Source organism: Nocardia sp. NBC_00565 (assembly GCF_036345915.1).
GTDB lineage: Bacteria > Actinomycetota > Actinomycetes > Mycobacteriales > Mycobacteriaceae > Nocardia.
In genome coordinates this window covers 7,658,256-7,678,324 of record NZ_CP107785.1, presented here as the reverse complement: position 1 = coordinate 7,678,324, position 20,069 = coordinate 7,658,256, and the positions used below count along the sequence as shown (strand labels likewise).

The window sequence follows — 20,069 nt, the reverse complement described above, 5'->3', positions numbered from 1 at the left end:
CATCATCGCGGCCATCTAACAGCCGGAGATTCGAAGCCGTTCGATGCCGGCAGGAGGGCATCCGAATCAGCTCGAATTCTGCTGTCGGATACACGCGCGAGGCCAAAGAAGTGTGATTCTCGAGATCATCTCGCAGTGATCTAGCAAGTCTCGGACGAAGCGCGGGTCGGACGCCCGAAACAGGTGCCCGACCCGCCTTTTGTTATCCGGGCCACGGGATTGCGATCGATGCGGGCGAGTATCGATCTGCCAGGATGCCCGACGAATGCGCATCGTGGACACCACGAGACGGTCACGAAACGCCAGGAAAAACACGCTGTTCTGGTCAATCCGGCTGTGCACCGTGACCGGCCAAACGCGCTCGCCGGGACCGGCAAACCGCTGGTGAGCACATCGGGAACACTGCTGCTGGCGATGGCCGGACTGGGACACATCGGAACCGAGGCCGATGTGCGAGACGGCGGACCGCGGATCGACGCCGAGAACGCGGCGATCGCGCTCGCCGAGCGCGGGATCCGATCCTCGGTCGTGCGGCTTCCGCCCATCGTGCACAGCTCGCTCGACCGTCCGCTCGCGAGAACCTGTTGACTCCTAATGAGAACCTGTTCTAATTTTTGGCATGCGCAGATATGAAGGCCGCCGGGTATTGGTCACGGGAGCAGGGTCGGGGATCGGGCAGGGGATCGCCCTGCGGCTGCTCGATGAGGGGGCGACGTTGGTTGCCGCCGACGTCGATGTGGCCGGGCTCGAGACCACCGCGGGGAAGGCGGGCGATGCCGCCGAGCGGCTGCGGACCGTTGCGGTGAATATCGCCGATATCGAGTCGGTGCGGGCGGCGACGGGCGAGGCGGTCGAATTCCTCGGCGGGTTGGATGTGCTGGTGAACGCGGCGGGCATCCTGCGGCCCGCGCGCACCGAGGAGATGCCGCTCGAGGTGTGGAATCAGGTGATCACGGTCAATCTCACCGGGACCTTCCTGATGACCCAGAGCGCGCTGCCCGCGCTGTTGGCGTCCGGACACGGCGTCGTCGTGAACCTTTCCTCGACCGCGGCCTTCAGTGCGGCGCCCTACCTGGCCGCCTATGCGGCGTCGAAGGGTGGCGTCAACGCGTTCACGCACGCGATCGCGCTGGAGTACGCCAAGCAGGGGTTGCGTGCGGTGAATATCGTGCCCGCGGGGATCACCAGTGGGATCACCACCAAGTCCATCCTCGATCAGCCGGAGGGTTTCGATCCGAAGCTGTTCTCCCGGATGACCGGGTGGCTCAACGGCGGCGCGCTCGGAAATCCGGACGATATCGCCGGTGTGGTCGCCATGGTCGCCTCCGATGACGGTCGCTATATGACCGGAACGGAGATCCGTATCGACGGCGGCGCCCTGATGTAGTTGTGATCAGGCCGGGCGAGCGACGAGCAGGTGATGCGGAATCGGCGGGTTCGCCAGCTGCTGATGGTCGACGGTGCAACCCGCGCGCTCCAGCGCGGCGATCACCTCGGCCACCGGCCGCAGCGTGAAACCGTATGCGGTGAACGGCATCTTCGCCATCGCGTCCGGATCGCCGATGCCGACGACGAGGCTGCCGCCGGTCCGGACGATGCGCACGAGTTCGGTGCAGGCCGCGTCCAGGTTCGGTACGAAGTACATGGTGTTGACGGTGATGGCGGCATCGAGGGCATTGTCGGCCAGCGGCAGACCGGTCATCGGGCCCTCGGCGAGTTGCAATCGGCCCGTACCGATTTCGCCGGCGAACCTGGACCTGGCCCGGCTCAGCATGTCCGGCGAGATCTCGAAGCCGTGCACGCTGCCGTTCGCGCCGACCCGCTCCAGCAGCAGGGAAAGCCCCGCGCCGCCACCGAATCCGATATCGGCGACCGTTGCACCGGCTGTCACCCCGGTCGCCTCGACCGCACCCGCGATGGCACGGTGATTACTGCGATTGAGCATGAACGCGACGCCTTTGCCGAGGGTCCCATGTGGATTGCCGAGCTGACCGGCGATCGTGGACAGCAGGCGGGCTCGGATACTCATGCCGGTCATCGTATCGACCGGCATATCGAACCGGGCACTTCACGACAGACGAAATGGGCAGCTGATCTCGTATGTATATGGGTAACTCGTCGGACACGTCCAACACACGACCCGCGCCTGACCGCCTGCCCGCGACGGCACGGTCGTGGCCACTTACGACCCGCGAAAGACGTGGGGAGGCGGGGAAGAAAGCTGGGTTGAGGCGATCACCCCTGGTACTCCTCGCTGCCGGTGTCCTGGCGCTCGCGCCGACCGGCACGGCCGACGCGGCGGGGTCATGGGGTCCGCTGGCATCGCCGAATCCGTATCTCGGTCCGCTGGGAACCGCGACCATGCACGGTGACGCCGGGTCATCGGATGCGACGCCTTTGACAGGGCCGGGGGCGGGCGGATTTTCGGTCGCCGGATACCCATTGGCCTCGGCGTGCCCGACGCTGCTGCAGGGCTCGGACGATCTCGTGGTCGCGCTGTGCACACCCGTCGTCGGCCAGACCCCGACCATCCATCTGCTCGATCCGTCGTTCGATGGTCCGGTCGGCACCCCGCTGGCCTCACTGGAGATCGCCAAGGGCAGCCTGCTCGGCGGCGTCTACGCCTATCTCGACAACGCCGACCGGTTGGTGATCGTGGATGGCAACCGCACCCTGCTCCGCGTCGGTCACGCGCGCGACGCGCCCGGCGAATGGCGGCTGTCGATCGATGCGTCCACCGATCTCACCTCGGCAATCCCGGTGGGCGACAATGTGACCGGCTTGGTGCCGGACTGGTCCGGCAATGTCTGGTTCGCCACCGGCAAGAGTGTGGTCGGGCTGGTCACGCCTGCGGGTGCGGCCGCCACTGTCGCGCTGCCCGCGGGTGAGCAGGTGGCCAACAGCATCTCGTCCGCACCGAGTGGGCGGGTCGCCGTCGCGACGACACATGCGCTGTACGAACTGCGCGCCGATGCGGCCGGGCGGCCCGAAGTGCTGTGGCGGGCGGCCTACGATCGCGGATCGGCGCGCAAGCCGGGACAGCTCAGTTGGGGTACCGGCTCGACGCCGACCTACTTCGGACCGACGTCGGGTGCCGAGTATCTGACCATCGTCGATAATGCGGACGGGCAGGTCAACGCGTTGGTCTTCCGTTCCGGCAGTGGACAATTGGTCTGCTCGCAGCCGGTGCTCACCCGAGGCGGCGCGGGCAGCGAGAACTCGCCGATCGGGATCGGGCGGTCGGTGTTCGTGGCCAGCACCTATGGCTACCCGTATCCCGCTGTTCCCGAGGGCGCGGGGCCCGCGGTGCCGCCGACCGCGCCGTTCGTCGGCGGCATGACCCGAGTCGATGTGGACGACACCGGCTGTCACACGGTGTGGGAGAACACCGTCCGCAGCGCGGCCGTCCCGCATCTGTCCACCGCCGACAGCTCGATCTACACCGTGACGCGGGTCGGACTCGACACCACGACACCGCTCGACGGCTACGCCTTCACCCTCGTGAATCCGGATACCGGCGCGGTGATTTCGAGCAAGCCGCTGGCCGGAACCATCATCGACGATCCACTGCAGACGTCACCGTTGATCACCCGTAGCCGCCAAGTCCTCCAAGGCACGGTCACTGGAATCCTGCGCATCAGCTGACGTGCCTGTGCACTGACCGCTGTGCGAAACCTGTTGTGCGCGACGGCCTGTATGTGTGGTCAGCCGGTGCACAAACGGTTGTGCATCAATCACCCGTTGACCGCACTCGTGCACAACCGTCAGCGCACCGCCCGCTTGTGGTTATCCACAGCGCACAGCCTGTGGACGGCCTGTGCGTGAATATGTGGATGCCGCGAGCCCCTGTGTAGCTCATGTGCGGCACATGTGGACATTGCCTGTGAGCCTGTGGATTTCATCGGCGAACCTGTGGATGTCATGGACAGTCCTGTGGATTCGCCTGTGCGCGTCAGCGTCGGACAGCGCCACGCTCACTCGCGTTCGGCCCAGTGGCCAACCCTCGCTCCACAACAGCGAGCGTGCGCTGGATCGCCTTGTCCCTGGCCGCGTCATCGAGGTCGTCGAGTGCGCCCTCGATGATGAGGGTGGCCATGCCGTGCACCATCGACCAGGCGGCGTATTCGGCGTCCGGACGATCCGCCGCGTCCAGGAATCCAATGGTGACGAGTTCGTCGAGAAGTCCGGCGAGCAGGTCGTAGGCCGGGGCGTCCGACTGGTCGCCGCAGAAGGCAGTGCGGAACAGACCGGGCTCGCGCAGCGCGAAGGTGATGTAGCCCCGGCCCACCGCGGCCAGGCGACTGATCGCATCGGCCTGCGGGGCCAGGCTCGCCATCGTCTCGCCCATTGCGGCGAACAGGGTTTGTTGCGCCTGCTCCTGCGCGGCGTTGAGCAATTCGTCGTGATTGGTGAAGTGCCGATAGGCCGCGGTCGGGGTGACGCCGACGTGACGCGCGGCCGCGCGCACGGTCACCGCCTCGGGTCCACCGGTCTCGGCGAGCTCGGCGGCCGCGCGCACCAGCGCGTTGCGCAGGTCGCCGTGGTGGTACGGGCCCTCGCGGGTGGAGTGCTTCGCCGTCGCTGCCGGAACAGCCGTTTCCGAATTCGTCATCACTCCGATGTTGACACCCGCACACATCGCATGGCAAGTTAACGGCCATAAAGTTTACGCATGCAAACATGCCCGATCGGAGACCGACATGTTCGAAAGACTCGGCAGATTCGTTGTCCACTACGCGCGCTGGATCCTGGTCGTCGGCGTGCTCGCCCTCGTTGCGGGCGGAGTGGTCGGCGCGACCGCATTCAGCAAGATGCAACCCGGCGGTCAGGAGGACCCCAACGCCCAATCCAGCGCCGCCGTAACCCAATTAGCCGATAAATTCGGTGCTGATACCGACTGCGTCTTCCTGGTCGAGGCGAAACAGGGGAGCGTCGACACCGACGCGGTCGCCACCGTCGGCCGGGACCTGGCGCGCCGACTCGCGGCCGATCAGCGTCTCATCAATGTCGTGTCGTATTGGGACACCGGATCCCCGGCCATGCGCTCGGGGGACGGCACCGCCGCCGTCGTCCTGGCGGGCAACGCCGATAAGGACGCGACCGACAAGGAGAAGTCCGCCGCCGCGATCGTCGACGCCTACCGCACCGACGGCCCGACCGCACAGATCAAGGTCGGTGGCGCCACCGCGATCTTCCACTCGATCACCGAACAGATCGGCAAGGACCTCGGGCTGGCGGAAGCCGTCGCGGTACCGCTGATCCTGGCGCTGCTGGTGCTGGCCTTCGGCAATGTGATCGCTGCGCTGCTCACCCTGGTCGTCGGCGGCATCGCGATACTCGGCACCTTCACCGAGCTCGCGATACTCGGCTCGGTCACCGATGTCTCGATCTACGCCGTGAACCTGACCACCGGTCTCGGACTCGGACTCGCGGTGGATTACGGACTGCTGATGGTCAGTCGCTTCCGTGAGCGCCGTGCGGCCGGAGCCGAACCAGCCGATGCGGTGATCTCGGCCGTATCGACGGCCGGCCGGACCATCGCGTTCAGCGCGGCCACCGTCGTGGCTGCCCTGTCCGCACTGGTGATCTTCCCGCAGTACTTCCTGCGCTCATTCGCCTACGGCGGTATCGGCGTCGTCGCCATCTCCGCCATCGCCGCGGTGATCGTGCTGCCCGCGCTGCTCACGGTGCTCGGCGCGCGGACCGATGTGTGGCGGGTGCCCGGTGTTCGCGGCATCCGCGGCGATGCGACGCCGTTCTGGGCCGGGGTGGCCGGATTCGCGATGCGCCGGCCGCTGGTCGCCGGTGTGCCGGTGGTCGCGGTGCTCCTGCTCGCCGCGGCTCCGCTGCTGAATGTGCAGTTCGGTACGCCCGACGATCGGGTGCTGCCGACGAGCACCGAGGTGCGCCAGGTCGGTGACGCGATGCGCGATGATTTCGGTGGCGGCGATGTCAACGCGCTGTCGGTGATCACCGAAACCGGCGTGGCCGCGCCTGCGCTCGCGGACTACGCGCGCACGTTGTCCCGGGTCGAGCACGTCAGCCAGGTCGAATCGAGTGCGGGCACCTTCGCGCACGGCGAGTTGCGGGCGACCACACCCGCCGATGTCAGGTTTGCCCGTCCGGACGCCCAGCGGCTGACCGTGCTCACCGATCTGGATCGCGATTCGTCGGCCGCCCGCGATCTGGTCGATCGGGTGCGTGCGGTGCCCGGTCCGGCCGGGGCCAGCGCCCTCGTCGGTGGGCAGGTGGCCGAACTGCGCGACAGTCTCGCCTCGATCGGTGCGAAGCTGCCGATCGCGATCGGGTGGATCGTGGCGACCACCTTCGTGCTGCTGTTCCTGTTCACCGGGAGCATCGTGCAGCCGCTGCGCGCACTGGTGTCGAACGTGCTGAGCTTGGCCGCCACGCTCGGTCTGATGGTGTTCATCTTCCAGGACGGGCATCTGTCCGGACTGATCGGTTTCACCCCGGCGCCGCTGGATGTCTCGATGCTGCTGCTGTTGTTCTGCATCACCTTCGGATTGTCGATGGACTACGAGGTCTTCGTGATCAGCCGGATCAAGGAACTGCGCGATCGCGGGGCCTCGACGAAGGAGGCGGTCATCGAGGGGCTGGCCCGCACCGGCCGTCTGGTGACCACCGCGGCGGCGTTGATCTCGATCAGCTTCCTCGCCTTCACCAGCAGCGACGTCCGGTTCATCCAGTTCTTCGGGCTCGGCGCGGGGCTGGCGATTCTGATCGACGCGACGTTGGTGCGCGGTGTGCTGGTGCCGGTGGCGATGCGGCTGCTCGGCCGGGCGGCTTGGTACGCGCCGAAGCCGTTGCGGTTGGTGCACGGTCGATTCGGTCTGGCCGAAGCCTGAGCGCTGTTCGCGAGGGGGAGTGCGGGGCCGCCTGCTGTTGAAGGGGCCCGTGGTGATCGCTTGGCACGGTGCCGTTTTCGCCCGATTCCGCGAGATCGAACGGCCAGGGTGGTGGAGATCACAGAGTCCGTTTCGGTTGCGGTCATGGTGCTGGCGGGGGCTCGATCCGATAGACGAGCAACCGCGTTTACGCAACTGGTTAATCATGATCTTGACCAGATGTAAGTCCACCTTGAACCGATGCGACTGGGTGTAAAGCACGTTTATTGCCCAGTAAACAAACTTGAGGTCGCTTTTGGTTCGTGCAATGGCCAGCTATCGCAATTGTCGCGAATGAAACAGCAGGTCAGACCGGAATAGATGAACATAGAGAGGTCTATGTTTGCAACTCAGTTAATCGCTCCAAGAATGTTTGTTACCGACCGAGGGTTTTCCGATCGTGATCAGGGAACAGGTGCCGCAAGCCTTACGCGGGAGCCGGTGCGGGCCGTCTGGATCGCCGCCACAGGTTTGCTGGATGTATGAAAAACCCTATGCCCATCTGGGTTTGCTGGGGTGCTGCTTTATACGCCTGACCTCGGCGGGGAGGGTTGCATCGGGATAACGATTGTGTAGAGTTGACGGTAACGCTGGCCGCAGCTGAGCTGGACTCGCTGCGGCCAGCGGAACTCAATTCGGGGGCTTCGAAACTCATCCGCAACCGGGCGTTGCTACCGATTGCCCGGACCCACTTCGCTCATCGTGTGCTCGGCGTTGTCTGCCATCGGTCCGCGGGATCCGCGCCGGAAATCGTGAACCCCAACGCCGCCGCCGCTCGCGCGTCCTGTTCCAGCGCGGCCCGGCGACCGGCCACGAAGACATAGCCGAGAAACAGTGCCTCCGCAACGAATCCGATGCCGACCTTCAGTGGCACCGGCAGCGAGCTCGGTGTCACGAAACCCTCCAGCAGACCGCAGACCAGCAGCACCGCGACCAGACCGAGCGCGACCGTCGCGGTCGCCCGGCCCTGCCGCGCCACCGCCTCCAACCGACTGGACCGGCCCGGATCGATCAGCGTCCAGCCCAGTTTCAGGCCCACACCGCCCGCCACGAAGATCGCGGTGAGCTCGAGCGTGCCGTGCGGCAGGATGAATCCGAAGAACGCGTCGAGGCGACCCGCGTCGGCCATCAGCCCGCCGGTCACCGCGGTGTTGAGTGCGTTCCCGAACAGCAGGTACACCGCTGGCAGGATCAGCACCCCGGTGAACAGCACCATCGCCGTCACCCACGCGTTATTGGTCCAGACCTGCGCGGCGAAGGCATCGTGCGGATGCTCGGAGTAGTAGGTCTCGAACTCCCCGCCGGGTGCGGTGAGCCAGTCGTTGTGATCGGTGATGCCGAAGATATCGCGCGCCTTACCGGATCCGGATATCCAGACGGCCAGACCGGTGGACACGATGATGAAGACCGCGGCGACCGCCACCCACCACGGCCACGCCCGATACAGCGCCGCGGGGAAGCGGTGGGTGAAGAATCGGCCGACCTCGGTCCACGCGTCCCCCTTCGTGCCGAGCACTCGCCCGCGCGCCTTGGTCAGCAGCGCACTGAGTCCGGCGATGAGCTCCGGGTCCGGACTATGCGATTGCAGGCGCGCCAATTGCTGCGAAGTGCGCCGGTACAGCGCCACCAGTTCGTCGGCTTCGGCGCCGGTGAGCTTGCGCCGTCCGGCCAGATAGTCCAGCCGATCCCATGCCCCGCGCTGTGCGTAGCTGTACGCGTCTACGTCCATTGGTTGCCTCCCATACCGCCGGTCGGAAGAATGCTATCGACATGGCTGAATTCACCACCGGCGAAGCGGTCGCGCTCGAGCTGCCGATCGCCCGGATCCCGACCAGAGCCACCGCGTTCCTCTTGGACGTGCTGGTGCAGTTCGCGCTGGGCAGCCTGCTGCTGCTCGGGCTCAGCCTGCTGCTGCTGTTCTCCGGTGCGGACTCCGCGTGGTTCAGCGCGGCGCTGATCACCTCGATCGTCGGGACGCTGGTCGGCTATCCGGTGCTCTGCGAAACCCTCATGCGCGGACGGACCATCGGAAAGTTGGCGCTCGGCCTGCGGGTGGTGCGCGGCGACGGCGGGCCGATCGACTTCCGGCATGCCCTCACCCGGGGCCTGGCGGGTGTGATCGTCGACTTCTGGATGTTGGGAGCCTTCGGTGCGGTCGGGGTGCTCACCTCGATGTGCTCGCCGAACGCGCGCCGGGTCGGCGATGTGCTCGCGGGCACCGTTGTCGTGCACAGTCAGCGGCGCGTGCCCTTCCCGCTGCTCGCCGTCGCGCCGCCCTGGCTGGTGGCCTGGTCCGGACAATTGGACCTCTCCGGCATCCACGAGGATCTCGCACTCGCGGTGCGCCAGTACCTGTCTCGCGTGAACACGCTCACTCCGGCCGCCCAGGCGAACCTCGGTCGGACGCTTGTCATCGCCGTCTGCGACCGGCTGGGGATTCCGGTGCCCGCGGGCTACCCGCCGGTGCAGATTCTGGGAGCGGTCATCGCCGAACGCCAACGCCGGACCCTCGGCGCGATCATCGCGCCGAGGGTGCTGGCGGTGCCGCGACCGATGCCGATCACGCGGGCGAGCTAGATCCCCACTCCGACACGGTCATTCGGGGCGGTGACTCGAGCTGAGCTGATGTCGGCGCAGGACCGCCCGCGCTGGGGCGGCGTCGACTCGCTGGCGGTCGAGGCCCGGATCGACGTCGATGCCACAGCGCCGCCGCTGGACGATTCGCGGGTTCACATGGTGCCGGACTGTTTGAGTTCTAGATATTCGTCGGCCAAGGCCTCGGGCAGACGCTCGGGCGAGGCGGCGACGACGGCAATGCCCATGCGGCGCAGGGATTCCTGGACCAGGGCGCGTTCGGCGAGCAGGGTTTCGGCCGCCGCGGCGGGGTAGAGGTCGAGGAGGGTGTCGCGTTCGGCAGCGGCCGCCGCGACGTCGGGATCGGTGACCGAGACGATCAGAACGCGGTGGCGCTGGGCGAGGGTCGGCAGCACCGGGAGCAGGTTCTCCTCGACCGCGGCGCCGTCGAGGCTGGTGAACCAGACGACCAGGCTGCGGCGGCGGGTGCGTTGGATGGCCGCGCGGACCAGGCCCGCGCTGTCGGTGTCGACCAAGGCGGGGGTCACGCCGGCCATGGCGTGCATGAGTTTCAGTTGCAGGCGGCGACCGCCCACGCCGCGCACCTCGGAGCGGACCTGGCGGTCGTAGGCGAGCAGGTCCACCGAATCGCCCGCAGCGGCGGCGAGTCCGCCGAGCAGCAGTGCGGCCTCGATGCTCGCGTCCAGCCGGGTGCCCGCGCCGACTCGGCCCGCGCTGATGCGGCCGGTGTCGAGCACCATCAACATGTGCCGGTTGCGTTCCGGGCGCCAGGTGCGCACCAGCACGTCGGTGGCGCGGGCGGTGGCGCGCCAGTCGATCGCCCGGACGTCGTCGCCGGCGACATATTCACGGAACGAGTCGAATTCGGTGCCCTGGCCACGCATATTCGCGATATTGCGGCCCTCGAGATGTTGTAGCCGCTTCACCTTCGAACGCAACAGGCGTTCGCTGCGGAACTCCGGCAGCGCGCGGACCCGCGCGGGCACGATGTGCCTGCTCTGCCATCCGGCCATGCCGAGCAGGCCGAACAGCCGTATCGTCACCGGACCGGCGACCCGATCACCCCGATAGGTGGGGGTCAGCGCGGTGTGTACCCGGATGCGCGTATTGGGTGCCAGATCCAGTTTGTGCGTGCGGGTTTCGGCGCGGGCGCTGCCGGGCCAGTCGTCCCACAGCCGCCCGCGTACGGTGCGGGTTCCGGTATTCACCACGCTGAGTTCCACCTCGGCGCCGCGGCCGAGCCGAAGCACGGTCAGCGGTTCCCTGGACAGCGTGAGGTCGCGCGATCGGGCGACCGTGCCCATATCGAAAAGGACAAGGGCGGCAAGCAGACTCGTCATGAATACGACGCCGAGCAACGACGGCATGACGAAGGTGACGAACAGCGCGAGCACCGCCGCCGTCGCGGCGAGCCGACCGGTGACGACCACGGGCTACACCGGAACCGGAACCGACAGCAGCAGCGACGACATGACGCCCTCGGTCGTCACGCCGTCCAACTCGGCCTCCGGCCGCAGCTGCAGACGGTGCCGAAGCACCACCACCGCAACCGATTTCACATCATCCGGAGTCACGAACCCGCGGCCGTTCAGCCAGGCGAACGCGCGCGAGGCCGCCATCAGCGCGGTCGCGCCGCGGGTGGACGCGCCGTGCTGCACCGCGGGGGAGTTGCGGGTGGCCCGGCAGATGTCCACCGTGTAGGCGAGCACCTCCGGACTGATGGTGACCCGGGTGATCGCGGCCCGCCCGGCGGCGATATGCGACGGCCCGGCAACCGGGCGCAGGCCCGCGGCGGCCAGATCGCGCGGATCGAATCCGCCGGCATGCCGCTGCAGAATGCGGAATTCGTCATCGCGGCCGGGCAATTGGATATCGACCTTGAACAGGAACCGGTCCAGCTGCGCCTCCGGCAGCGGGTAGGTGCCCTCCTGTTCGATCGGGTTCTGGGTGGCGACCACGACGAACGGATCCGGCAGCGGCCGTGGCTTGCCGTCTACCGAGACCTGGCGCTCCTCCATCGATTCCAGCAGCGCCGATTGGGTTTTCGGCGGTGTGCGGTTGATCTCGTCGGCGAGCAGCAGGTTGGTGAAGACCGGGCCGTGCCGGAAGGTGAATTCGGTCGTATGCGGGTCGTAGATCTGTGAGCCGGTCACATCGCCGGGCATCAGGTCCGGGGTGAACTGGACCCTGGCGTGCTCGAGATCCAGCGCCGTCGCCAGCGCTCGCACCAACAGCGTCTTCGCCACGCCCGGTACGCCTTCCAACAGCACATGGCCCCGGCACAGCAGTGCGAGTACCAGGTACATGATCGCGTTGTCGTTGCCGATCACCGCTTTTCCGATCTCGGCACGCAGTGCGGCGAATGCGGCCCCGGCCTCCTCGGCGGTGGGGGTGTGGTTGGTGTCCGTGCTGGTCATCCGACCTCCGCCTCTATCCATTCCAATTGTGTGGCAACGAGTTGCAGGGTGCCGGCATCGGGCACCGGTCCGTACAGTGCCGCGCCGACCGAGGCCGGATCGGCTCTGGTCCGTGCGGCGAGCGCCGCGATCAGCCGATCCGGGGTGGCATCGGTGCTCACGCCGAGCATCGGGCGAATGCGGCGCAGCGTCGCCGCGCGCAGTCGGGCGGCGACATGTTCATGGTCCTTCGAGCGCCGATACAGCGCGGCCTGGCCGCCGAGCAGTTCGTTCGCCGCCACCTCGACCGGCCGCGGCTCACCGACCAGGGCGCCGCGGCGGCGGGCCCGCCACCACACCACCAGTGCGGCGGCGATGAGGAATTGGAGGCCGCCGAAGGCCAGTGCCGGATGTCTGCTGAATAGGGAGTCGTCGCCCGCGCCGAAGCCCGAGTCGTCGCGATTGTCCGGGTGCTGGTCGGGAGTCTTGGTCGGCGGCGGGAGGTCCGGCGTCTGCGGCTTGTGCGGCGGGTTCACGGCGCAGGACCGTGTCACCGCGTACAGCAGCACGACCAGCGCGATCGTGGCGAGCAGGGCGGCCCAGAACTTAGGGTTGCGCAGCAGATCGGGCAGCGGCGGAAGTTGCCTGCCGGGCTTGGTCTGTTCGGTGATCGTCGCTTCGACCGGTTCCGGTGTGGGCGGTGGTGCGCTGCGGGAGTACCGGTCGGCGTATTCGAGTCTGCGGTATTCGTCCTCGGTGGCCCGGCGGCCGCCGTATACGACCTCGTCGAAACTGTGTGCGGCCGGGTGTAATTCGGACGCGCTCTCGACCGGGAGCGCGGTGGTCGCGTCGTCCGCGGTTTCCCGGGCGGTGCGCGAGCGGCGGACCTCGAGCATGCCGCGCTGTTCGAGCCCGCGCAGTACCGCACGGAACCGCTCGCGCAGCGCGGTGTCGAAATCGCGGTGCAGTGCGGCGTTCTCGGCGGCGCCGCGATGGTCGTCGGCGGGGCCGAGCCGTGGTGGCGGTGGGGCAGCAGGCTCGTTTCGCGATGGGTCGCGCCCACCCGTCGTCCGGCCACCACCCCGCACGGAATCGCTTCGCGACGGGTCACTCATGGCTTTTCCGTTCCAGGGACTCGGATATCGAGCCCCTCGCGGCGGCATCGGCGATCGACATACGAGACCACCCGCGTCGCGGACTCGACGACCTCACCGAACGCGATGATCAACAGGGCGGCCGAGGTCAGCAGGACGATCACCGGCCAGCGATGGGTGCCGACGAACTCCGTGAGGTACCACGGAATGCCGAACAGCGGGATGGCGACGAGGACGAGCAGGGCGCGCCCGGCGAACCACAGCCCGGCTATCGACGACTGCGCGCCGTCGACCAGGAGTCTAGAGCGCGCGACCGCGCCGGCGTGAGTGGTGCGCTCGACGAAGATGACCGGCACCGCCACGAACCGTCCGGCCCGCAGATAGCCGAGCCAGATCAAGGCGAACGGGTAGGTGATGATCAGAATGCTGCCCACGACCAGCACACCGATGCCGACCAGCGTGAACATCACCTGGAACAGCAACAGCGGTCCGGCGACCGCGCCCACTCGGCTCAGTGCCGTGCGCCAGCCGATCGGGGATCCGGCGACCGTCGCCAGCCCGACCGCGACGGTCATGCCCCGCAGCAGAAACCGCAGCAGCAACGCGCAGGCCGCCGTCGTCAGGATCGCCGCCCATGCGGTGCCCGCGTCGGAGCCGTCGGTCAGAGCGGAGATTCCTCCGGTGACCGAAACGACCACGAGTTCGGCCAGGACGAGCCCGATCACGGTGGTACAGGCCAGTACCACGATATTCGCCTGGATCAGCGCGAACGGCTCGTCGAGGAGTTCGCGGAAGCTCAATGGGCGGATCGGCACCGTCGTTCCAGGGGACCCTGGCACCGGATCGTTCCCCGCCCCGACGGCACCGGCCGACTCGGCGGCTGGTAGCACGCGGCCGAGTCTAGCCGTCGGCGACCGGTCCGACGGCTCACCACGTGCGGCGGGTCAGCGGTCGAGCAGCCGGTCCACGACCTTCTTGTAGCGCGCGGGGTCGACGGGCGGGAGGCCGAGCAGAGCACGCAGGTAGACGCCGTCGCCGACCAACCGGATGATGTCGGCTCGCACCGGATCGTCGATATCGTTGTCCAAACCGACCGACCAGGCGTCCAGCATGTCGGACAGTGCCTGCTGCACCTCATCGGTCTCCGGGCCGGAGTTGGCGTCGATGGTGCGCATGGCCGCGACCATGGACCGATTGAGCGCCAATTCCAGTGCGTCCGATTCGTTGTCGGGATTCGGTGTCTGCAGGTACCACTCGGCGACCGAGGTGCCCTTGGCGACGGCGGTGCCCAGTTGTTGGTCCGCGCGCTCGCTCAGTCGCCGGACCAGGCCCGCGAGCAGGGCGTCCTTGCTCTTGAAGTGGTACAGCAGTCCGCCCTTGGAGACTCCGGCGCTCGCGGCGACGTTCTCCAGGGTCACCTGGGACATGCCCTTTTCCAGCAGCAGGGTTTCGAGCGCGTCCAAGATCCGGTCGCGGGTGTTCGTTGTCACCCGAGTGACTATACCGGCTGGACGGTAATGTCGATTTACTGTACCGTCTGGACGGTAAGAATTCGAGACGGAAATCGAGAAGGCGATGACCACACAGATCGAGAAGGACACCTGGCGCACCCATCGGGCCGCCCCGCCGCGCGCGACGGCGCGGGATTGGGCGGGTCTGGTCGTACTCGCGCTGGCCCTGCTGCTGCTCGCCGTCGATGCGACCGTGCTCGATCTGGCCGTGCCCGCGATCAGCGCGGAATTGGCGCCGACCACGCCACAGCTGCTCTGGATCATCGACGTGTACTCGTTCGTCCTGGCCGGACTGCTGGTGGTGATGGGCAATCTGGGCGACCGGATCGGGCGGCGCAGGCTGCTGCTTATCGGCGCCGTCGGATTCGGACTCGCCTCGATGCTGGCCGCGTGGTCGGTCGATCCGGAGATGCTCATCGCGGCGCGCGTGCTGCAGGGCGTCGCCGGTGCCACCCTGATGCCCGCCACGCTCGGTCTGATCCGGTCGATGTTCCTGGATCCGCGGCAGCGCACCGTCGCCATCTCGGTCTGGGCCGCGATGGCCGGTGGTGGTGCGGCGGCAGGGCCGCTGCTCGGCGGCTGGCTGCTCGAACACTACTGGTGGGGTTCGGTATTCCTGGTGAACCTGCCGGTCATGCTGGTGCTGATCGCGGTGGGTCCGATGCTGATTCCGGAATCCCGCGACCCGAATCCCGGCCGTTTCGATCTGCCGAGCGCGGCGCTGTCCATGCTGGCTCTGGTGCCAGTGGTGTACGCGGTCAAGGAATCGGCGGCGCACGGAATGAGTGTCCGGCTGGTGGTGATCGGTGCGATCGGTGTCGTCGCGGGTGTGCTGTTCGTCCGCAGGCAGCGCGGCCTCGCGCATCCGATGATCGACCTGAAGCTGTTCGCGCTGCCCAGGTTCCGCACAGCGGTCCTCACCAACCTGCTCGCGGTCTTCGCGCTGGCCGGTGTGCTGTTCTCCGGTTCGCAGTATCTGCAATTGGTGCTCGGTCATTCGCCGATGCAGGCGGGTCTGCTGCTATTGCCCGGTCTCGCGGCGAGCGTATTCGCCTCGCTGGCGGCGGCCTGGTTGGTGCGGGTGCTACGTCCGGGCCTGGTGCTCGGCAGCGCGTTGGTGCTGGCCGCGGTCGGCTCGGCGCTGTTCCTGTGGCTGAGTCTGGATGCGGCGACCAGTGCGGTGCCGTTCATCCTCGGGTTCCTGTTCATCGGGGCCGGTGTCGGTGTGGCGCTGACGGTTTCGTCCGACCTGGTGGTGAGTTCGGCTCCGGCGGAGCGGGCCGGCGCGGCCGCGGCGGTCTCGGAGACCGCCTATGAGACCGGCATCGCCCTCGGTGTCGCGGTGCTCGGCAGTGTGACGATGGCGGTATTCCGTGGCGGGCTCGACCTGTCCCAGGTGCCGAGCGACCGGACCGGTGCGGCGTCGGAATCCCTCGGCGGCGCTACCGAATTCGCCCGTCAGCTGCCGGAATCGGTGGCGAATGGATTCCTGGCCTCGGCGCACGAGGCCTTTGTCTCCGGCGTCCATATCGCCGCCATCGGTACCGCTGTGGTGCTGTTGATCGCCGCGGTGGTCGCCTTCCGGCTGCGGACGGCTCGTGCGTAAACGGCATATCTCGGTGATGATTTCGCCTCTGTTCCGCGTATCCGGAGCGGGGGCGAAGTCACATTGGAAGCCAACCGGTCTGTACTAGGTGCGCGCCGGTCCGCGCGGTCGTATCGTGCTATCTCGGAATTACCGTGCTGACCTGTGACTTCAGCGGGCACCGTGATTGCTGTCCGGTTCAGAACAGCTGTGCGTTTCGGTGCAGATGCCCGGTACCGGATAGCTGGTGCGGATGCGGGTGTGTAGTGCCGACCGGCTAATCCGGCTGCGGCCGTCCCAATCGGGTCGGCGTGACGCGGCCGCGCAGCGTGACGGACTCGCCGAGTTGCCAATGTTCCGCTTCGGCCGGATCGGCGGTGGCGATGGTGGTTTCCGAGGTGAGCAGGCGGCCCGGGTCGTTCTTGGCGAGTTCGCAGAGGCGGGCGGCCTCGTTGACGGCGTCGCCGATGACGGTGAATTCGTACCGATGGTGGGCACCGACATTGCCTGCCACCACTCGGCCCGCGGCTACGCCGATGGCGGCGGAGAAGTCGGAGGCCTTCGCGCTCAGCCGAGTTCGGATCGCCCTGGCACAGGACATGGCCGCGCCCGATGCGTCATCGAGCGGCGCGGGTGTGCCGAAGACGGCCAGCGCGGCATCGCCCTCGAACTTGTTGAGCAGGCCGCCGCAGCGTTCGACCTCGTCGACGACGATGTCGAAGAAGCTGTTGAGAATGGCGACGATTTCGGTGGCGGGGCGGGTGGTGGTCATGGTCGTCGAGCCGATGATGTCGACGAACAGTACGGCCGCTTCGGTTTCCACGCCGCCGAGATTCGGCTCGCCCTCGAGCGCCGCCTCGGCGACGTCGTGGCCGACGTGCCTGCCGAACAGATCCCTGATCTGTTCGCGCTCGCGCAGTCCCGCCATCATGCGGTTGAATCCGCTTTGCAGTTCACCCAGTTCGGTGCCGTCGTACACGGTGACCGACACGTCGAGGTCGCCGTCCTCCACCAGCCGCAATGCGCGCCGCACCCCGCGGATGGGGGCGACCGTCGCCGCGAGCGCCTGTGCCATCAGCAACAACCCGAAGATCAGCGCGGCCCCGCCGAGTGCGAGCACACAGACCGCCAGCCGCGCGGTGCTGACGTCGTCCATGGTCAACGCGAGCACCGCCACCACCATCGATCCGGCGACCGGCACCGCTGAGCCGAGCGTCCAGGCCAGCAGCGAACGACCGAAGACGCCGATACCGCGCCGCCGCCGCGAGGCCGCGGCCTCCAGCACCCGCGCGGTCACCGGCCGCAGCGCGAACTCGATGATCAGATAGCTGTTGGCGCACACCACGATCGCGCTGAACCCGATGCCGAATACGATCTTGGGAATCAGCCCGGGTTCGGCCACGCCGTACAGCGGGGCCAGCACCGCGACCCCACCAAACCACAGCATTGTCTGGAACAGCACCAACTGCATGGGCACTCGCGCGGTCGCCGTCTGCTCGGCCTCGGTCGGCACCTGATCCGGATCACGGGCCCAGCGCAAAGCCGCCAAACCGCGCGTCGTACCCCACCAGAGTCCGATCAGCACCGCCAGCGCGCCGTACACCGGAGTGGCGACGAAATCGAGCAGCACCAACCGCCGGGTGAATACCGTCGGCCCCGGCAGCACGAATCCGACCAGCGCGATGGAGACGAAAATGCCGGTCACATTCGCGATCATGAGCGGCACCGTCAGCAGCAGTTGGATCCGGAGCCGTCGCCTGCCGGAGGACTCGTCGGCCGGCCCGAGCAGCCGCGAACCCCACGGGGCGGCGGCATTCGCCGGAGCGTTCACGAGACGGTCCATGCGTGCAGCGTAAGCGGGTCGCCTGGGCCGTACTGCCGGCCGCCGCTTCGAGTCGGGTACCCGCGCGGTCGGGCTCCGGCCGAATTCCGGACGCAAGGCCGCCGGTCGAGAGCGCTATGCGCCATAGCGATCCGAAACGGGCACGGCTACCGATTGTCGCGAACAGCATCGATCCTGCGGGGTGCTCACCGAATTCGTCGTGCTGTTCGACGGGACCGATCGTGCCCGCACCCGGATTAGTTGGCGGGTGGAAGTTCCCGCGGTCCGGGGCGGTTCTGGAGTTCACCGCGATGCTGGGCCGACAACTCGTCATGCCGGTCGGCGGGCGGCAGGCCGTAACCCTGCTGCACGGTCGTCTGGGGCAGGGCCGAGTAGTGCGCCGGCTGTTGGTAATCCGCGTCGACGACATTCGCGGCGACCCGCTGGGCGTGCCACGCCTCGGCAGAGCCGGGCTGCAATTGGTAGCCGGCCGCCTGACTCATCGCCGGTGCGTGCGAATCCTGGGTATCGATGGTCACCTTGCGGGTCCGGCGCAGGGTGAAGGTGATCTCCTCAACCTCTTCAAAGGCCTGCCGGGCGGTGCGCAGCGGATGGGTGGCGGTGTCGATCGCATTGGCGACGAAGGACGGCACCAGCGGCCGGATCCAGCGGGCCGCGGTATCGGTGAACGGCACCGTGCCGATGATCGGGAGTTCCAGGCCGCCACCGGTTTGCGGCGCGGTCGGCACCTGCGCCGCGACCTGCGGCACAACGGCCCCCGCACCGCTCGTCGGTGCCAGCGCCCCCGCGCTCACGGTGGCCGGCAGGTTCGGTGTGACGTAGCCCTCCTGAGACACGGAGCTGTCCTCTCGATCGCCAGCCGATCCGGCTGGTAGTTCGCCATGTGGCGGTTCGGTGATGCCGATCTGCAACCCGCCGATGGCGGCGATGATCCGGGTGCGCTGCCGTTCCCGATCAATGGCGGTATCGGCTTCGACTGCCAGCTGAGCGGCGGTCAGTTGGTGCTCGGCGCGCAGGGTTTCGGCCTCGGCCCGCACCTCGGCGCGCTTGACCGCGATGGCGGCGTCGGCGCTGCGCTCGGCCCGGTCCTGCACGGTGTGGAAGGCCAGTCGCCGATCGAACGAGGTCTCACCGCGCCACCACCGCAGGATCAGCGGCAGCAGCGCGAGCAGGACGAAGGTGATGATGGTCAGCACCCGCAGCGGGAACGCGCCCGCCTTGTCGGTGGTGTAGTCGTTCATCGCCAGCCAGCGCGCGCCGAGGCCGCGGTCGGCGTCGGCGAATGCGACGGAATCGGCTGCGGTGAGAGCCTGCTGGTCGGCGGTGACGCGCTGGTCCAGCCCCGCCACCCGATCCTGCGCCGCGGCCAACTGCTTGCGGGCGTCATCGAGCATTGCGTTGTCGGTCTGCGATTCGGGTCCGCGACCGGGCACGCCGGTGATTCGGGTCTGCGGACATTCCGGACTCGGGTTGTATTCACAGCGTGCGATCACCAGTGCCCGGTCGATATCGGCCTGCGCCTTGACAATCGACTGATCCAGTGCGGCGCGATCGGCTTCGGCGCGATCCAGTTCGGTGCGCGCTGCGACCACGGCGGGTGCGGAATCCACCGCGCGCTGGGCCTTTTCATCCAGCAGCCGATCGACGGTACCGCCGAAGAGCACCGTCGCGGCGAGTTCGGCGATCAGCACGCCGGCCAGCACCGCGACCGTGATCCGTCCGGCGAGGCCGCGGCGGTCGGGTCCGCTGCCCGGGCGCGCGGTCGCCAGCGCGCGGCCCACCGCACCGGTCAGCAGTGCGATGACCAGCGCGACGAGCACGATCGCAAATAACGGCCAGTTGCCTGCGGCGGCCAGGGCGAGCGTGGTGACCACACCGGCCACCGTCGCGAAGAGTACGACGACCGCGCCGGTGACGGCATATCCGGACCGCTCGTGCGGATAGTCGAGTTCGGTCCCGCTCTGCTCGCGCCCCAGACCTCCGCCGAGCCAGATGAACAAGCCGGTGACTGTCATGGGACCCCACATCCTCTACATCCCAGTCATGGTGGCGTGTGTCGCTAGGCGACGAAACTGTCACGGATTCGTTGTCATAGCGTGACAGGCGAGGCCACGACACACCGAGTAGGGCACCAGGGATG

General features: G+C 67.7%; 16 protein-coding genes. 6 read left to right on the top strand and 10 right to left on the bottom strand.

The window, feature by feature from the left end; translation table 11 throughout:
* Window positions 1-228: 228 nt before the first annotated feature.
* Together OG874_RS35455 and OG874_RS35450 are read left to right on the top strand one after the other, a co-directional pair.
* A complete protein-coding gene (locus OG874_RS35455) occupies window positions 229-588 on the top strand; it encodes a hypothetical protein (RefSeq protein ID WP_330251403.1) in 360 nt (119 codons plus the stop codon).
* Between the two features lie 31 nt (window positions 589-619).
* On the top strand, window positions 620-1,387 hold the full coding sequence (locus OG874_RS35450) for an SDR family NAD(P)-dependent oxidoreductase (RefSeq protein ID WP_330251402.1): 768 nt from the start codon (window positions 620-622) through the stop codon (window positions 1,385-1,387).
* 6 nt (window positions 1,388-1,393) lie between these two features.
* Here OG874_RS35450 and OG874_RS35445 read toward each other — a convergent pair whose 3' ends face one another.
* Window positions 1,394-2,029 carry a class I SAM-dependent methyltransferase gene (locus OG874_RS35445; RefSeq protein ID WP_330251401.1) on the bottom strand — a complete coding sequence of 212 codons (636 nt, stop codon included), beginning with the start codon at window positions 2,027-2,029 and terminating at the stop codon, window positions 1,394-1,396.
* A gap of 197 nt (window positions 2,030-2,226) precedes the next feature.
* Between OG874_RS35445 and OG874_RS35440 the strand changes: the two genes are divergently transcribed.
* A complete protein-coding gene (locus OG874_RS35440; protein ID WP_442943175.1) occupies window positions 2,227-3,645 on the top strand; it encodes a hypothetical protein in 1,419 nt (472 codons plus the stop codon).
* 307 nt (window positions 3,646-3,952) lie between these two features.
* Here the strand turns inward: OG874_RS35440 and OG874_RS35435 are convergent, their stop codons facing one another.
* On the bottom strand, window positions 3,953-4,612 hold the full coding sequence (locus OG874_RS35435; protein ID WP_330251400.1) for a TetR/AcrR family transcriptional regulator: 660 nt from the start codon (window positions 4,610-4,612) through the stop codon (window positions 3,953-3,955).
* Between the two features lie 88 nt (window positions 4,613-4,700).
* Here OG874_RS35435 and OG874_RS35430 point away from each other — a divergent pair, with 88 nt between their 5' ends.
* The gene (locus OG874_RS35430) at window positions 4,701-6,866 is read left to right on the top strand and encodes an MMPL family transporter (RefSeq protein WP_330251399.1); all 2,166 of its coding nucleotides are present in this window, start codon (window positions 4,701-4,703) and stop codon (window positions 6,864-6,866) included.
* A gap of 736 nt (window positions 6,867-7,602) precedes the next feature.
* Here OG874_RS35430 and OG874_RS35425 read toward each other — a convergent pair.
* Window positions 7,603-8,634: a stage II sporulation protein M gene (locus OG874_RS35425; protein WP_330251398.1), complete on the bottom strand. Its 1,032-nt coding sequence runs from the start codon at window positions 8,632-8,634 to the stop codon at window positions 7,603-7,605.
* Window positions 8,635-8,675: 41 nt separating this feature from the next.
* Here OG874_RS35425 and OG874_RS35420 point away from each other — a divergent pair, with 41 nt between their 5' ends.
* Window positions 8,676-9,482, top strand: a complete 807-nt coding sequence (locus OG874_RS35420) for an RDD family protein (protein WP_330251397.1) — start codon at window positions 8,676-8,678, stop codon at window positions 9,480-9,482.
* 152 nt (window positions 9,483-9,634) lie between these two features.
* Here OG874_RS35420 and OG874_RS35415 read toward each other — a convergent pair whose 3' ends face one another.
* Genes OG874_RS35415 through OG874_RS35395 form a run of 5 tightly spaced genes read right to left on the bottom strand, consistent with a single transcriptional unit; the run spans window position 9,635 to window position 14,480 of the window.
* Window positions 9,635-10,930 carry a DUF58 domain-containing protein gene (locus OG874_RS35415; RefSeq protein ID WP_330251396.1) on the bottom strand — a complete coding sequence of 432 codons (1,296 nt, stop codon included), beginning with the start codon at window positions 10,928-10,930 and terminating at the stop codon, window positions 9,635-9,637.
* A 3-nt stretch (window positions 10,931-10,933) separates the two neighbouring features.
* Window positions 10,934-11,917, bottom strand: a complete 984-nt coding sequence (locus OG874_RS35410) for an AAA family ATPase (protein ID WP_330251395.1) — start codon at window positions 11,915-11,917, stop codon at window positions 10,934-10,936.
* The gene (locus OG874_RS35405; protein WP_330251394.1) at window positions 11,914-13,011 is read right to left on the bottom strand and encodes a DUF4129 domain-containing protein; all 1,098 of its coding nucleotides are present in this window, start codon (window positions 13,009-13,011) and stop codon (window positions 11,914-11,916) included. Before OG874_RS35405 ends, OG874_RS35410 begins: the two co-directional genes overlap by 4 nt.
* Window positions 13,008-13,880 carry a hypothetical protein gene (locus tag OG874_RS35400; protein ID WP_330251393.1) on the bottom strand — a complete coding sequence of 291 codons (873 nt, stop codon included), beginning with the start codon at window positions 13,878-13,880 and terminating at the stop codon, window positions 13,008-13,010. The genes OG874_RS35405 and OG874_RS35400 overlap by 4 nt, the downstream gene beginning before the upstream one ends.
* A 54-nt stretch (window positions 13,881-13,934) precedes the next feature.
* A complete protein-coding gene (locus OG874_RS35395) occupies window positions 13,935-14,480 on the bottom strand; it encodes a TetR/AcrR family transcriptional regulator (protein WP_330251392.1) in 546 nt (181 codons plus the stop codon).
* 85 nt (window positions 14,481-14,565) lie between these two features.
* Here OG874_RS35395 and OG874_RS35390 point away from each other — a divergent pair, with 85 nt between their 5' ends.
* A complete protein-coding gene (locus tag OG874_RS35390) occupies window positions 14,566-16,107 on the top strand; it encodes an MFS transporter (RefSeq protein WP_330251391.1) in 1,542 nt (513 codons plus the stop codon).
* A gap of 256 nt (window positions 16,108-16,363) precedes the next feature.
* Here OG874_RS35390 and OG874_RS35385 read toward each other — a convergent pair whose 3' ends face one another.
* Window positions 16,364-17,929, bottom strand: coding sequence for an adenylate/guanylate cyclase domain-containing protein (locus tag OG874_RS35385; RefSeq protein ID WP_330251390.1), 1,566 nt, complete (start codon window positions 17,927-17,929; stop codon window positions 16,364-16,366).
* 236 nt (window positions 17,930-18,165) lie between these two features.
* A complete protein-coding gene (locus OG874_RS35380; protein WP_330251389.1) occupies window positions 18,166-19,944 on the bottom strand; it encodes a DUF4407 domain-containing protein in 1,779 nt (592 codons plus the stop codon).
* Between the last annotated feature and the right edge of the window lie 125 nt (window positions 19,945-20,069).

Bases quoted from the DNA above. Each gene is read 5' to 3' on its own strand.
- OG874_RS35455 (WP_330251403.1), top strand. From the start codon at position 229: ATGCGGGCGAGTATCGATCTGCCAGGATGCCCGACGAATGCGCATCGT.
- OG874_RS35450 (WP_330251402.1), top strand. From the start codon at position 620: ATGCGCAGATATGAAGGCCGCCGGGTATTGGTCACGGGAGCAGGGTCG.
- OG874_RS35445 (WP_330251401.1), bottom strand. From the start codon at position 2,029: ATGAGTATCCGAGCCCGCCTGCTGTCCACGATCGCCGGTCAGCTCGGC.
- OG874_RS35435 (WP_330251400.1), bottom strand. From the start codon at position 4,612: ATGACGAATTCGGAAACGGCTGTTCCGGCAGCGACGGCGAAGCACTCC.
- OG874_RS35430 (WP_330251399.1), top strand. From the start codon at position 4,701: ATGTTCGAAAGACTCGGCAGATTCGTTGTCCACTACGCGCGCTGGATC.
- OG874_RS35425 (WP_330251398.1), bottom strand. From the start codon at position 8,634: ATGGACGTAGACGCGTACAGCTACGCACAGCGCGGGGCATGGGATCGG.
- OG874_RS35420 (WP_330251397.1), top strand. From the start codon at position 8,676: ATGGCTGAATTCACCACCGGCGAAGCGGTCGCGCTCGAGCTGCCGATC.
- OG874_RS35410 (WP_330251395.1), bottom strand. From the start codon at position 11,917: ATGACCAGCACGGACACCAACCACACCCCCACCGCCGAGGAGGCCGGG.
- OG874_RS35405 (WP_330251394.1), bottom strand. From the start codon at position 13,011: ATGAGTGACCCGTCGCGAAGCGATTCCGTGCGGGGTGGTGGCCGGACG.
- OG874_RS35390 (WP_330251391.1), top strand. From the start codon at position 14,566: ATGACCACACAGATCGAGAAGGACACCTGGCGCACCCATCGGGCCGCC.
- OG874_RS35385 (WP_330251390.1), bottom strand. From the start codon at position 17,929: ATGGACCGTCTCGTGAACGCTCCGGCGAATGCCGCCGCCCCGTGGGGT.
- OG874_RS35380 (WP_330251389.1), bottom strand. From the start codon at position 19,944: ATGACAGTCACCGGCTTGTTCATCTGGCTCGGCGGAGGTCTGGGGCGC.